Annotated in this window: 13 protein-coding genes and 1 riboswitch; of the genes, 5 read left to right on the plus strand and 8 right to left on the minus strand. The window is 72.9% G+C overall.

Translation table 11 applies throughout. From position 1 onward, the window contains the following. Positions 1-54 precede the first annotated feature (54 nt). The 3 genes from ABZ887_RS06435 to thiO form a co-directional block, all read right to left on the minus strand. Positions 55-849, minus strand: a complete 795-nt coding sequence (locus ABZ887_RS06435; RefSeq protein ID WP_361283518.1) for a thiazole synthase — start codon at positions 847-849, stop codon at positions 55-57. Between the two features lie 5 nt (positions 850-854). Further along, entirely contained in the window at positions 855-1,067 is a 213-nt protein-coding gene (gene thiS, locus ABZ887_RS06440) for a sulfur carrier protein ThiS (protein ID WP_361283520.1), read from the minus strand. Further along, positions 1,064-2,233 carry a glycine oxidase ThiO gene (gene thiO / locus ABZ887_RS06445; RefSeq protein WP_361283522.1) on the minus strand — a complete coding sequence of 390 codons (1,170 nt, stop codon included), beginning with the start codon at positions 2,231-2,233 and terminating at the stop codon, positions 1,064-1,066. Before thiO ends, thiS begins: the two co-directional genes overlap by 4 nt. Next, positions 2,231-2,342: riboswitch (TPP riboswitch) on the minus strand. Its footprint overlaps the gene before it by 3 nt. 140 nt (positions 2,343-2,482) lie before the next feature. Between thiO and ABZ887_RS06450 the strand changes: the two genes are divergently transcribed. From ABZ887_RS06450 to ABZ887_RS06470, 5 genes are all read left to right on the plus strand, one after another. After that, the gene (locus tag ABZ887_RS06450; RefSeq protein WP_361283524.1) at positions 2,483-3,721 is read left to right on the plus strand and encodes an FAD-dependent oxidoreductase; all 1,239 of its coding nucleotides are present in this window, start codon (positions 2,483-2,485) and stop codon (positions 3,719-3,721) included. A gap of 92 nt (positions 3,722-3,813) precedes the next feature. Beyond that, positions 3,814-4,179: an Rv2175c family DNA-binding protein gene (locus ABZ887_RS06455; RefSeq protein ID WP_189260707.1), complete on the plus strand. Its 366-nt coding sequence runs from the start codon at positions 3,814-3,816 to the stop codon at positions 4,177-4,179. Between the two features lie 32 nt (positions 4,180-4,211). Further along, positions 4,212-4,859 carry a thiamine phosphate synthase gene (gene thiE / locus ABZ887_RS06460; RefSeq protein ID WP_361283526.1) on the plus strand — a complete coding sequence of 216 codons (648 nt, stop codon included), beginning with the start codon at positions 4,212-4,214 and terminating at the stop codon, positions 4,857-4,859. Positions 4,860-4,992: 133 nt separating this feature from the next. Then, positions 4,993-5,916: a methylenetetrahydrofolate reductase [NAD(P)H] gene (gene metF / locus ABZ887_RS06465; protein ID WP_361283529.1), complete on the plus strand. Its 924-nt coding sequence runs from the start codon at positions 4,993-4,995 to the stop codon at positions 5,914-5,916. Positions 5,917-5,972: 56 nt separating this feature from the next. Further along, positions 5,973-6,977, plus strand: coding sequence for a hypothetical protein (locus ABZ887_RS06470; protein ID WP_361283532.1), 1,005 nt, complete (start codon positions 5,973-5,975; stop codon positions 6,975-6,977). Between the two features lie 27 nt (positions 6,978-7,004). On the opposite strand, the gene ABZ887_RS06475 is transcribed toward ABZ887_RS06470, so the two are convergent. The 5 genes from ABZ887_RS06475 to ABZ887_RS06495 form a co-directional block, all read right to left on the minus strand. After that, a complete protein-coding gene (locus ABZ887_RS06475; RefSeq protein ID WP_361283535.1) occupies positions 7,005-8,519 on the minus strand; it encodes an NAD(P)/FAD-dependent oxidoreductase in 1,515 nt (504 codons plus the stop codon). 61 nt (positions 8,520-8,580) lie between these two features. Continuing rightward, the gene (locus tag ABZ887_RS06480; RefSeq protein ID WP_361283538.1) at positions 8,581-9,195 is read right to left on the minus strand and encodes a DUF4126 domain-containing protein; all 615 of its coding nucleotides are present in this window, start codon (positions 9,193-9,195) and stop codon (positions 8,581-8,583) included. 445 nt (positions 9,196-9,640) lie between these two features. Further along, positions 9,641-10,267, minus strand: coding sequence for a TetR/AcrR family transcriptional regulator (locus tag ABZ887_RS06485; protein ID WP_361283541.1), 627 nt, complete (start codon positions 10,265-10,267; stop codon positions 9,641-9,643). 73 nt (positions 10,268-10,340) lie between these two features. Then, positions 10,341-12,425, minus strand: a complete 2,085-nt coding sequence (locus ABZ887_RS06490; RefSeq protein WP_361283544.1) for a YhgE/Pip domain-containing protein — start codon at positions 12,423-12,425, stop codon at positions 10,341-10,343. Further along, positions 12,397-13,221, minus strand: a complete 825-nt coding sequence (locus ABZ887_RS06495) for an ATP-binding cassette domain-containing protein (protein WP_361283547.1) — start codon at positions 13,219-13,221, stop codon at positions 12,397-12,399. The genes ABZ887_RS06490 and ABZ887_RS06495 overlap by 29 nt, the downstream gene beginning before the upstream one ends. Positions 13,222-13,286 lie beyond the last annotated feature (65 nt).

Raw genomic sequence — 13,286 nt, forward strand, 5'->3', positions numbered from 1 at the left:
CAAACAGTCACGGGTGGTGCGTGGGTGGGAGAGCAGGCGGGAGCGGGCCGGCGGTCAGAACGCGGGGCGCTCGGGGTCCAGCACGGCCAGGCCCTCCGCAGGAGAGGACGCCTCGGCGAGGTACCGACGCGGAATCCGCCCCGCCAGCCGGGCCAGCCGCCCCGCCTCCACCCCGGCCCGCATGGCGTGAGCCATCCGCTCGGGATCCTGCGCCCGCGTCACCGCCGACGCCAGCATCACCCCGGCACACCCCAGCTCCATCGCCAGCGCCACGTCCGACGCCGTACCGGCTCCCGCGTCCAGGATCACCGGCACGCGCGCGTGTTCGACGATCAGCTGGAAGTTGTGCGGGTTGCGGATCCCGAGCCCGGACCCGATCGGCGACCCCAGCGGCATCACCGCGGCGCACCCCACGTCCTCCAGCTTCCGGGCCAGCACGGGATCGTCGTTCGTGTACGGCAGCACCGTGAACCCGTCGTCCACCAGCGTCTCCGCCGCGTCAAGGAGCTCGACCGGGTCCGGCAGCAGGGTCCGCTCGTCGGCGATGACCTCCAGCTTGATCAGCGAGGTGCCCAGCGCCTCCCGCGCCAGCCGGGCCGTCAGCACGGCCTCCCCGGCGGTGTAGCACCCCGCCGTGTTCGGCAGCACCCGGATCCCGAGCCGGTCGAGGACCGACAGCACGGAGCCCCGTACCCCCGGGTCCACCCGCCGCATCGCGACCGTCGTCAGCTCGGTCCCGGACGCGACGAGCGCCCGCTCCAGCACCTCCAGGCTGGGCGCACCCCCGGTACCCATGATCAACCGGGAGGAGAACGTCGTACCCCCGAGGACGAAGGGATCGTCGGCCACGGCGCTCACCCTCCCTGCACGGCGGTCAGGACTTCCACGCGGTCACCGTCGGCGAGTCCGGTCGTCGCCCACTGCCCGCGCGGTACGACGGTCTCGTTGACGGCCGCGGCCACCCCGGAGGGCGCGGCGGTCAGGGACCTCACGAGCGTGTCGAGAGCGGTGCCCGGGGCGATCTCCCGGTGCTCCCCGTTGACGGAGATGGTGACGGAGACGGTCATGCGGTCTGCTCCACAAGGACGCCGGGAACGGTGCCGAATCGCCTCGGGGTGAACGGACGGGCCTCCTCCGGCGGCTCGCCGCCGGTCAGCAGCTCCGCCATCACGTCTCCGGTGACCGGCGTGAGCAGCACCCCGTTGCGGTAGTGCCCGGTGGCCAGCAGCAGCCCGTCGAGGAGGGTCGGCCCGAGCAGCGGCGCGTTGTCGGGGGAGCCGGGGCGCAGTCCGGCCCGGGTCTCGGTCAGGGGCAGCTCGGTGATCCCGGGGACCAGCTCGTGCGCGTCGCGCAGCAGCTCGTACACACCGCCCGCGGTGACCGTCGTGTCCCAGCCGAGCTCCTCGCTGGTCGCGCCGACGACCAGCTCGCCGTTCTCCCGGGGCACCAGGTAGACGTTCCCGCCGCGCACCACGGCCCGTACGGTCCGGCTGAGGAACGGCGCGTACCGCGCGGGCACGGTCAGCCGCAGCACCTGCCCCTTCACCGGCCGCACCGGCGGCAGCACGTCGTCGGGCACGCCCGCGAGCCGTCCGCTCAGACTTCCGGCGGCGAGCACCACCTGCCCGGCGCCGCAGGTGTCACCCGCGCGGGTGCGGACACCGGTGGCCCGCTCCCGCCCCACCTCCAGGCGCTCGGCCCAGTCGCGGTGGAACACCACCCCGGCCCGCTCGCACGCGGCCACCAGCGCGGCCGAGAGCCGGCGCGGGTCGATCTGGTGGTCGCCGTCGACCCGCAGCCCGCCGCGCACACCGGGCGCGAGCATGGGCTCCAGGCGTCGGCACTCCCGCCCGGACAGCCACTCGGACTCCAGGCCCGACTGCTGCTGGAGGGCGTGCAGCTCGCGCAGATGGGCGCGGTCGTCGGCGTCCAGCGCGACCGCGAGGGTGCCGCAGCGCCGGTAGCCGAGGTCGTGGCCGGTGAGCTCGGTCAGCTCGGCGGCGAAGGCGGGATAGCGACGGGCGGAGGCCAGGTTGAGCCCCAGCAGGGTCTGCTCGCCGTAGTGCAGCTCGGTGACCGCGGCCAGCATCCCGGCCGCGACCTGCGCGGCCCCGCCACCGGGCGCCGGGTCGACCACGGTGACGTCGAGCCCGCGCTGAGCCGCTCGCCAGGCCGTGACCAGGCCGATGATTCCGCCCCCGATGACAAGGACGTCTGACGTACGTGAGGACATGGGCGTCCAGCCCCTCCCTTCGCCGGCATGACCCGGATCAGGTTCGTACGGTCGGAGGCCGCCAGCCTCCCTCTCAGCCCGGTGCGTCCGGGCTCCCGCGTGTGCTTCCCCGCCACCCTAGCCCGCGGGGCTCCGCCCTTGTAAGACGGCCTCGGACGGCGCTGTGGACAGTGCTGTGGAACAGGTCACTCGCCGCGCCCCTGACTGACTCCTCGTCAGTTGTCTATCGTTCTTGTCTATGGTGATCACGTGAGCGAGCAGACGCAGCGACGGAGCACGTCACAGACGCGGCGCGTGGTCGTCGTGGGCGCGGGCATGGCCGGGGTGCAGACCGCCGTCGCCCTGCGCGAACAGGGGTTCACCGGGACCGTCACGCTGATCGGCGCCGAGCCGCACCAGCCGTACGACCGGCCGCCGCTCTCCAAGGCCGTGCTGCTCGGCAAGTCGGAGGGCTCCGCCTTCGAGGTCGACTTCGAGGCGCTCGGCATCGAGCTGGCGCTCGGGCGCGACGCGCTGGGCGTGCGCGCCGCCGACCACGAGCTGGACACCGAGGCCGGACCGGTGCCGTACGACGTCCTGGTCCTCGCCACCGGCGCCGAGCCGATCACGCTGCCCGGCACCGAGGGCGTGCCCGGCGTCCATCTGCTGCGCACCCTGGACGACGCCGAGCGGCTGCGTCCGGTGCTCGCCCGGCAGCACGACATCGTGGTCGTCGGCGCGGGCTGGATCGGCGCCGAGTTCGCCACCGCGGCCCGTGCGGCCGGCTGCGCGGTGACGGTCGTGGAGGCCGCCGACCGCCCGCTCGCGGGAGCGCTCCCGGCCGAGGTCGCCGCGCCGATGACCGCCTGGTACGCGGACAGCGGCACCGAACTGCGCACCCACGCGCGCGTGGCCGGCGTCGAGCCCGGCGCGGTGCTGCTCGACGACGGCTCGCGGCTGCCCGCGGGCGCCGTCGTGGTCGGCATCGGCGCCCGCCCCGCCACCGCCTGGCTGGCCGGCTCCGGCATCGAGCTGGGCACCCGCGGCGACGTGCTGGCCGACGACCGTCTGCACACCAGCGCCCCGGACGTCTACGCGGTCGGCGACTGCGCCTCCTTCCCGTCCGGCCGCTACGGCGAGCGCCTGCTGGTCCACCACTGGGACAACGCCCTCCAGGGCCCGCGCACGGTCGCCGCCAACATCCTCGGCGAGTCCGAAGCGCTCTACGACCCGGTCCCGTACTTCTGGTCGGAACAGTTCGGCCGCTTCGTCCAGTACGCGGGCCACCACGCCGCCGCCGACCGCCTGGTGTGGCGCGGCGACCCGTCGGGCCCGTCCTGGAGCGTCTGCTGGCTCCGCGAGGACCGCCTGGTAGCCCTGCTGGCGGTAGGCCGCCCCCGTGACTTGGCGCAAGGCCGCCGCCTGATCGAGGCAGGCCGCGAAATGGACCCGGAGGCCTTGTCCGACCCCGCCCGCCCCTTGAAAGACGCGACTGCAGCGCCCCGATAGGGGCGCGGGGAACTGCGCGACCAGCCCCCACGGCGCCGCACCCGGACAACCACCCATCGCGGCCTCCACGGCGGAACGCCTACCCTTGTTCCGTGACCGAGATTGACGCAAACACCGATGCTCTCGTCCCCGCCTGGCTCACCCTCCCCGACATCGCAGAGATGATGGACGTCGAGGTGACGCGCGTGCGGCAGCTGGTCAAGGAGGGCCAGCTCATCGCCGTCCGCCGTGGTGAGAACAAGGCACTGCACGTCCCCGCCGCCTTCATCGACGGGGACAAGGTCGTCAAGGGCCTGACCGGCACCCTGACGCTCCTGCGGGACGACGGCTTCACCGACGAAGAGATGCTGGAGTGGCTCTTCACTCCCGACGAGACCCTGCCGGGCACCCCCGCACAGGCGCTCAGCGAGAATCGCGGCACGGAGGTGAAGCGTCGCGCCCAGGCGCTCGCCGTCTGAGGCAACCAGTACCGAATCGACGGGGGACACCGATGACCGACACCGCCCGCGCCCAGCTGGCCGACGCCCGGCTCTACCTGTGCACGGACGCCCGTAAGGAGCAGGGCGACCTCGCGGAGTTCCTGGACGCGGTCCTGGCGGGCGGTGTCGACGTCGTGCAGCTGCGCGACAAGGGCATGGAGGCCGCGGAGGAGCTGGAGCACCTCGCGGTGTTCGCCGACGCCTGCGCCCGGCACGGCAAGCTGCTCGCGGTCAACGACCGCGCCGACGTGGCCCACGCGGCCGGCGCCGACGTGCTCCACCTCGGCCAGGGCGACCTGCCGGTCCCGGCGGCCCGCGCGATCCTCGGCCCGGACGTCCTGATCGGCCGTTCCACGCACGCCGAGTCCGAGGCCGCCGCGGCCGCCGTGCAGGACGGCGTGGACTACTTCTGCACCGGCCCCTGCTGGCCCACCCCCACCAAGCCCGGCCGCCCCGCCCCCGGCCTCGGCCTGGTGCGGTACACCGCCGCGCTCGGCACCGACCGCCCCTGGTTCGCCATCGGCGGCATCGACCTCGGCAACCTCGACCAGGTGCTGGACGCGGGCGCCCGCCGCGTGGTCGTGGTCCGGGCGCTGACCGCGGCCGACGACCCGGGCGCGGCGGCGGCCGAGTTCGCCAAGCGGCTGCGGTCGGCGTAACCGTCTGCCTGTCCGGCTCCCCGCTCGTCCGGCTGTCCGGAAACTTGTCCAGTATCCGGACGCGAGCTCGACAATTCGGGCAAATATCCCGAGTTCGGTTGGGTGACCGCCCGCCCCTGGCTAACCTGCGGGTATGGCCCTCGGAACCGCATCGACCAGGACTGACCGCGCACGCACCGTGCGCGACATGCTCGCCACCGGCAAGACCACGTACTCGTTCGAGTTCTCGGCGCCGAAGACCCCCAAGGGTGAGCGGAACCTGTGGAGCGCGCTCCGGAGGGTCGAGGCGGTCGCCCCCGACTTCGTCTCCGTCACCTACGGCGCCGGCGGTTCCACCCGCGCGGGCACGGTCAAGGAGACCGAGCAGATCGTCGCCGACACCACGCTCACCCCGGTCGCCCACCTCACCGCGGTCGACCACTCGCTGGCCGAACTGCGCAACATCATCGGCCAGTACGCGGACGCCGGGATCCGCAACATGCTCGCGGTGCGCGGCGACCCGCCCGGCGACCCGATGGGCGACTGGGTGGCGCACCCGCAGGGCCTGACCTACGCGGCCGAACTCGTCCGGCTCATCAAGGAGTCGGGCGACTTCTGCGTGGGCGTCGCCGCCTTCCCGGAGATGCACCCGCGCTCCAGTGACTGGGACGCCGACGTCCGGCACTTCGTCGACAAGTGCCGCGCGGGCGCCGACTACGCCATCACGCAGATGTTCTTCCAGGCCGAGTCGTACCTTCGCCTTCGTGACCGGGTCGTCGCGGCCGGCTGCGAGACCCCGGTCATTCCGGAAATCCTGCCTGTCACCAGTGTGAAGATGCTGGAACGGCTGCCCAAACTCAGCAACGCCGCGTTCCCGGACGCCCTGAAAGAGCGGATCCTCACAGCGAAAGACGATCCGGCGGCGGTACGCTCCATTGGCATCGAGTACGCCACGGAGTTCTGCGCCCGGCTGCTGGCCGAGGGAGTGCCAGGACTGCACTTCATCACGCTCAACAACTCCACGGCGCCGCTGGAAATCTACGAGAACCTGGGCCTGCACCATCCCCCGCGGGCCTAGACCGGCCGCACCGGAGTACGACACACTGCGTAGCGGTCACAGGAGGAGGGGCGTACATGGGCTGGACGGTCCTCTACGCAGCGTTCGGCATCGTCGCGCTGTGGTTGCTCGGCGAGGTACTGCTGCAGTACAAGGCGCGGCTGCGCTGGCGGCTGCTCGCCTTCGTCGGCTTCCTCGGGGTCGTCTTCGGCGTCCTGATCCCGTCGGTCATCGTGATCGGTGTGGGTGCGATCGCGTTCGCGGTCGGCCAGACGTACGTCACGCTGTCGTTCCGCCGCGGCTTCGAGGCCGGCTGGGCGGTCAAACGCCCCGGCACGGACGGTGACGGCGGCCTGACCAAGCGCCGCCGCGGCGAGCCGGACGAGGACCCGGGTCTGGAGGCCACCGACCCGGACGTGGCCGACGCCGCCTACGCCGAGCAGCAGGGCGCCTACGCCACGGGCAGCATGCCGTCCTACGGCGGTGACGACTACGAGCGTGACGACGTCTTCACCCCGGCGGCCCGCACCATGGAGCCCGGCGCGGCCGAGTCCACGGTGTACGAGCCGCAGCCGATGCCCGAGGACACCGGCTCCTACGGCGTCTACCGCGACGCCGGCTACGCCGCCACCGGCGACCAGCAGGCCGCCTACGCGACCGCCGGCCAGGACCAGGCCTACGCCGCCCAGGGCACCGACCAGAACTACGCCTACGACTACTCCGGCTACGGCCAGCAGCAGTACGGCTACGACACGGGCGCCCAGCAGCAGTACGCGAACTACTCCGACCCGTACATCGGCAACAACCAGACCTACGGCGGTGCCGGGTACGACCAGTCGTCGTACGGCACCCAGCAGTACGACCAGCAGGGCTACGCCCAGGGCCAGTACGGCAACGGCACCGGCGGCTACGGCGAGACCCCTGCGGGCGGAGTCTGGGTCCCGCAGCAGCGCGGCGACGAGACCTACGGCGGCGAACTCCCGCAGGAGCAGCAGTACCCCTACCAGGGCCAGGGCGACGGGCAGGGGCAGCAACAGGGCCAGCAGGGCAACGGCTACGACGAGCAGCAGTACCGTTTCTGAAGCGGTCCCGCTCCCGGGGAACCCGGCTCACTGCGAGCCGCGGAACTCCGGTCCCTCCACGATCAGTCCCGCCACCAGCGCCCCCGACATGCCCGCGTGCGGCAGCCCGCCGCCGGGATGCGACCAGCCGCCCACCCGGTAAAGACCGGGCAGCCGGGTGGAGTTGGCCGGGTGCAGGAAGCGGCCCCGGCCGGCGGCGAGGGCGGGAGCGGAGATCCTCCCGGACCCGGTGGTGTCCGTGCCCGGTTCCGGCTGCCGTGTCTCGTGCCAGAGCAGGCGCTCCCGCAGCCCCGGGACGGCGGCCTCGGCGGCTTCCAGGAGGAAGTCCGTGTAGGCCCCGGCGGTGCTCTCCCGCTCCCAGCCGGCCTCGGCCGACAGCACCGCGGACAGCACCACGGACTCGTGGTCGTCGTCCGGTCTGAGCGCCGGGTCGTCGGGGCGCAGCACCGTCACGGTGGGGCGCACCGGCCGGTCGCCGCCGGGCGAGGCCAGCAGGTCCAGCTCGGTCTCCTCGTCCGGGGCGTGTACGACCGTGCGGTGCGCGGCACCGGCCTCGGGCCCGCCGCGCAGCGCGAGCAGCACGGTGAAGCGGCCCGGACCAGGAGACCGCAGGTCGGCCCGGACATCGCCGTCGGCGTCCAGCGGGCACCCCGTGCGTCGGGTCAGGGCGTCGAGCCGCACCGGATCCACCCCGGCCACCACCTGGTCCACGTCGATCACACCGCTGTCGGCCAGCTCCACCCCCGCCGCGCGGCCGTCCTTCGCCAGCACCGCCGTGACCTCGGCGCCGAACACGAACTCCACTCTCCGGCGCACGCACCGCTCGTACACCGCACGCGCCAACTCCCGCATGCCACCGCGCACATACCAGGTCCCGAAGGCATGCTCCAGATACGGCAGCACCGCTGCGCTCGCCGGCGTGTCCCGGGGGTTGAGGCCATGGGCGAGCGCGTGGCTGTTCAGGAGGGCGGCGAGCCGCTCGTCGCGCAGCTCCCAGGCGCCGATCTCGGTGAGCGTGGCCGCCCGGCGGGTGCGCAGCAGCTTCTTGTGCGGTACCGACGGATACGGCTCGCGCTCGGCCAGCACCTGCCAGTTCGGCCACAGCGGTTCCTCCAGGAGCGGGCGCCGGGTGCGGTCCCAGGCCTCCCGGGCCCGCACCAGGAAGTCGCCCCAGCGCTGCCCGGCGCCCGCCCCGAGCGCCTCGTCCAGGGTGGTCACGACGCCCGCGCGGGACGCGTTCGGCAGGGACACCTCGGTGCCGTCGGCGAAGACGTGCCGGGCCGACGGGTCCACCTGGACCAGCTCGACGCGGTCCTCCAGCGGCTCCTTGCCGGTCTTGACGAACAGGTCGCGGTACACGGCGGGCAGCGTCAGCAGCCCCGGGCCGGTGTCGAAGGCGAACCCGTCCCGCTCGAACCGGCGTACCTCGCCGCCGTACGTCTCCGTCCGCTCGTACACCGTCACCCGGTGGCCCGCCACGGCCAGCCGGGCGGCCGCCGCCATGGCGCCCATCCCGGCGCCGATCACCGCAATCCGTCCCATGCCCGCGACTTTATCGACCGCCACTGACAGCCCGGTCCGGCGAGTCCGGTCCGGCGGGCCGTCAGCCGGGCGGCCGTCCCACCTGCGCCGCGAGCCGCCGTTCCTCCCGGCGCTGGGCGCGGCGGCGCCAGAACCGCCGGATCCGGGAGATCAGGAACACCAGCACGATCAGACCGGTGGCCAGCAGCACACCCGCGATGATCGCCGCCGGCAGCGGATGGAACATCGCGAACGTCACGATCCCGGCGACCCCGAGATCCTCCGCCAGGCTCACCGCGATGTTGCTGAACGGCTCCGGCGAGGTGTTGATCGCCATCCGGGTACCGGCTTTCACGGTGTGGCTGGCGAGGGCCGTGGAACCGCCGACCAGCCCGGCCGCCACGTCCGAGAGCGAGCCGCTGTGCCCGGCGAGCAGCGCCCCGACCCAGGCGCCCGCCACCGGCCGGATCACCGTGTGCGCGGAGTCCCACACCGAGTCGACGTACGGGATCTTGTCGGCGACCGCCTCGCACAGGAACAGCACGCCCGCGACGATCAGCACCTCGGGGCGCTGCAGCGTCTCGGGGACGTCGTCGCTCAGGCCCGTCGCGCCGAAGAGGCCGAGCAGCAGCACCACCGCATAAGCGTTGATTCCGCTGGCCCAGCCGCTGGTGAAGACCAAGGGGAGTACCGACACGGACGCGATCGTAACCAGTCGGCGGCCGCACGTCCTGGGCCTGCGTGCGCACACCTGAGTACGTGTACCTAGGGGACGAGTTGAGTACGCGCGCGGATGGGCCGCGACCTGCGTGAACGGGAGAGTGGAGACACGGAAAGGGGCGCGAGGTCCGGTACCGCCGACACGGGGCGGCGGAACGGCGCCGGCGCCCTCGACCGCTCCTTCCGCCGATCAGCGTCGGCGGAAGCGAGACACGGGGGAGAGGGGACCCGGGGGAACAGCGGGAAACCGGGGGAAACACGGGGGAGTACGGAAGGCGCCGGTCCGACGGCGGCCCGCGGGGGACGCGGCCGCCACGGACCGGCGCTTTCGTCCGCGCACGCGCGCGTGCGGCCTTCTCGCGGCCACGCGCGCGTGCCGGTCCCGATTCCGGTTCCGATTCCGGTTCCGGTTCCGGACGGGCTCAGCCCTTCCCGCTCACCCGCCCCTGCAGCAGCCGGGACAGCGCCGCGTGGACGTCGTCCAGGGAGCGCTCCGGCTGGAAGGACTTCCAGTCCAGCGCCGCCACCAGCACCATCCCGACCAGCGCGGCCGCCGTCAGCTGCACATCGATCTCGTCGCTGAACTCGCCGCCCTCCACGCCCTCGCGCAGCACACCCTCGACGACCGCGACGGCCTGCTGCCTGACCACCATCAGCGTCGACTGCCAGGCCCGGTTGGTGCGCCACAGCTCCGCCACGTAGAGCTGGGTGAAGGCCGGATAGCGGTCGATGAAGACGAGACCCGCGCGGACCATCGCGTCCAGGGCGTCGACCTTGCTGCCGCCCTCCCGCGCGGTCTGCTCGGCGGCGTCCCGCAGGGACGCCGTGAGCAGGCCCACGCCGTGCCGCAGCAGCTCCTCGAAGAGGACCGACTTGCTCGCGAAGTTGTAGTAGACGGTGCCCTTCGCGACGCCGGCCCGCTCGGCGATCTCGTCCACCGTGGTGGCCGAGAAGCCCTGCTCGGCGATGAGCGTGACGGCGGCCTCGTAGAGCTTCTGCCGGGTGGCCTCACGGCGTGTGCTGCCGCCCGTGGTGCTGCTGCTTTCCATGGTCCCGATTCTCACAGCAACGGAGGGCTCCGCGGGTACGGAAGAGGAGGTCATGGAGGAGGTCATGGTGGCCTCACAGACTCAGCTCGGGATGCAGGCGGTCCAGCGTCCACACCTGGCGGCGCCGGGCCGACACCGCGGTGAGCGCCAGGGCACCCGCCGTGAACGCCACCAGGACGGCGCAGGCCTGCCACACCGGTCCGAGGCCGCCGCCCGTGATCAGCCGCCGCAGCGCCGCCACGACATAGCTCATCGGCAGGAACGGGTGGATCGCGTCGAAGAAGCCCGGGCTGGTCTGCACGGGATACGTGCCGCCCGCCGACGTCAGCTGGAGCATCAGCAGGGCGAGGACCAGGATCCGCCCCGCCGCCCCGAAGCGCGCGTTCAGCCACTGCACGATCGCCGCGAAGCAGGCCGCCACCAGGAACAGGAACCCGACCGTCCCGGCCGCGCGGACCATCTGGAGCCCGATCGCCCAGTGCAGTACGGCCATCAGGGCGGCCGTCTGCAGCACGCCGACCGCGACCACCGGCAGCCAGCCCGCCAGCGCGATCCGCCAGGCCGCCGAACCGGCCGCCAGGGCACGCCGGTTGAGCGGCTGGATCAGCATGTAGGCAACCATCGCGCCGACCCACAGGGACAGCGGGATGAAGTACGGGGCGAACCCGGTGCCGTAGTTGGGCGCCTTGTGCAGGTCCTGCGAGGCGAGCTGGACCGGGTCGGACATCACCCCGGTGCGCTGATCACGGTCCTGCTCGTCGTAGTCGGGGATCTTCGCCGCGCCGTCGTGCAGGCCGCCGGCGAGCGTGCTGGAGCCGTCGGCGAGCTTGTACATCCCGCCGCTGAGGTCGTAGGCGCCGGTCTTCAGCCTGCCGATGCCCGCGTCGAGGCTCGTGGCGCCGGTGGTGGCCGTGCCGAGCCCGGTGTGCAGCTTCGCGGTGCCCGCGGCCACCCGGGCCGCGCCCTCGTTCAGCTTGTCGATCTTCTTGACGGCGTCGGCGACGTCCTCGGAGAGGTGCGGGGCGCGGTCGGCGAGGGCCTGCGCCTGGGTCTGGAGCGTCCCGAGGTTCCGGTCGAGCGTCTTCAGGTCGCCGTTCTGGTCGGCGATCAGCGTGTTCAGGTCGTCGGCGACCGCGGCCACGTCGTCGGCCGCGTCCCGGGCCTTCTTCAGGTCGGGGCAGACCGGGTCGGTGAGCAGGTCCGCCGAGCAGCGCGCCGCGTAGACCTGGTCCAGGGTGTCGGCGGCCGTGTGGGCGGTCTTCGCGGCCGCCGGAGCGGTCTTCACCAGGACGCCCAGGTTGTCCCGGACGGTCTGGGCCGAGTCGGCGACCAACCGCGCCGTGTCACCGATGGTCTTCTCGTTCTTCGCCAGGTACGGGCCGACCTTGGCGTAGACCCCGTCGACCTGGTCCGCCAGGGTCCGGGTGCCGTCCGCGACCTGCTGGGAGCCCTCCGCCAGCGTCCCGGCGCCCGTGTCGAGCTTCTTGATCCCCTTGGCGAGCTTGCCGCTGCCGGTCTTGGCGTCCTTCAGGCCGTCCGCTAGGTCCTTGGACCCCTTCTCGGCCTTCCCGATGCCCCCGGTGAGCGTGTCGGCGCCCTCGGCGGCCTTCACGGTCTGCCCGTGGATGTCGGCGAACGAGATGAAGATCCGGTCCAGGAACGACCGGGACGCCTTGGTGGACGCGGCCGAGCGCACCTCGTTGAAGACCGTGCGGGAGATCTGCCCGACGATGTAGTTGTTCGCGTCGTTCGTACGCACCTGGAGCGCGCCGGTCTCCGGGGAGTCCCCCGCGCTGGAGGCGATGCGCGCGCTGAAGTCGGCGGGCATGGTCAGCGACAGGTAGTACGTGCCGTCCTCGACGCCCCGGCGCGCCTCGGCGGCGCTCACCTCGTGCCAGTCGAAGGTCCTGCTGTCCTTCAGCCCGGCCACGATGTCGTCGCCCGCGGTGAGCTTCTTGCCGCTCGCCGTCGCTCCCTTGTCGTCGTTGACGAGTGCCACGGGAACGCGGTCGAGGCGGCCGTACGGATCCCAGAACGACCACAGGTACAGCGCGCCGTACAGCAGCGGCAGCACCAGCAGGGCCACCAGGGCCGCGCGCGGCAGCCTGCCCCGCCCGAAGCGCCTGAGCTCAAGCGCGGCCAGTCGCGGCGAGCGCATCGCCGGCCTCCTTCTTCTCCGTGGCCTCCGCGGCCGTCCCGTTCTCGGTGGCCTCCGTGGCCGTCCCGGCTTCGACGGGTTCCGTGGCCGTCCCGGCTTCGACGGGTTCCGTGGTCCCGGTGCGCACGACGACGGCCCCCGCCATCGCCTGGCCGCACACCGCCACGACCGTCGTCCCGGCCTCCGCGATCGACGCCAACAGCGCCCGCACCTCGGCCCGTTCGGACTCCGACAGCTTCAGGTCCGCGTCGTCCACGGCCAGCAGCCGCGGCCTCCCCACCAGCGCCAGCGCCACGGACAGCCGCAGCGCCTCGATCCGCTCCAGGTCCCGTACGGCGGTCCGGGCGCCCTTCGGCAGTGACTCCAGGTCGAGCCCGGCGGCGGCCAGGGCGTCGTCGACGCGCTGCTGTGCCCGCGCCCCGCGCTCTGCGCGCGGCCGCAGCAGCGCGCGCAGGGAGTCGCCGAACCGGCGCTGCAGCAGGGCCCGTTCGCGCAGGTGCTCGCCGACGGTCAGGGCGGGTTCGAGGTCGGTGACCCCGGCCACGTTGGCCACCGCGCTGATCCGCCGCGCCGCCGCGAGCTGTCTGGGCAGCCGGGCCTCGCCGACGGTCGCGATGCCCTCGGTGGTCCTCATCCGGCCGGTGAGCGCGAGCAGCAGACAGGTGCGGCCGGAGCCGGACGGGCCCTCCACCGCGATCAGCGCGCCGGGCCCGGCGTCCAGGGAGATCCCCCGGAACGCCCAGCCGCGCGGCCCCTTGAGCCCGAGGCCCTCGGCCGTGACAGGTACGCCGTGCACAGGTTCCCCCCTGTGGCGTTGTTTTTGAACTGACTGGTCAGTGCAAAAACTACTCCGAACCTACG

This window comes from Streptomyces sp. NPDC047061 (assembly GCF_040643955.1).
Classification (GTDB): Bacteria; Actinomycetota; Actinomycetes; order Streptomycetales; family Streptomycetaceae; genus Streptomyces.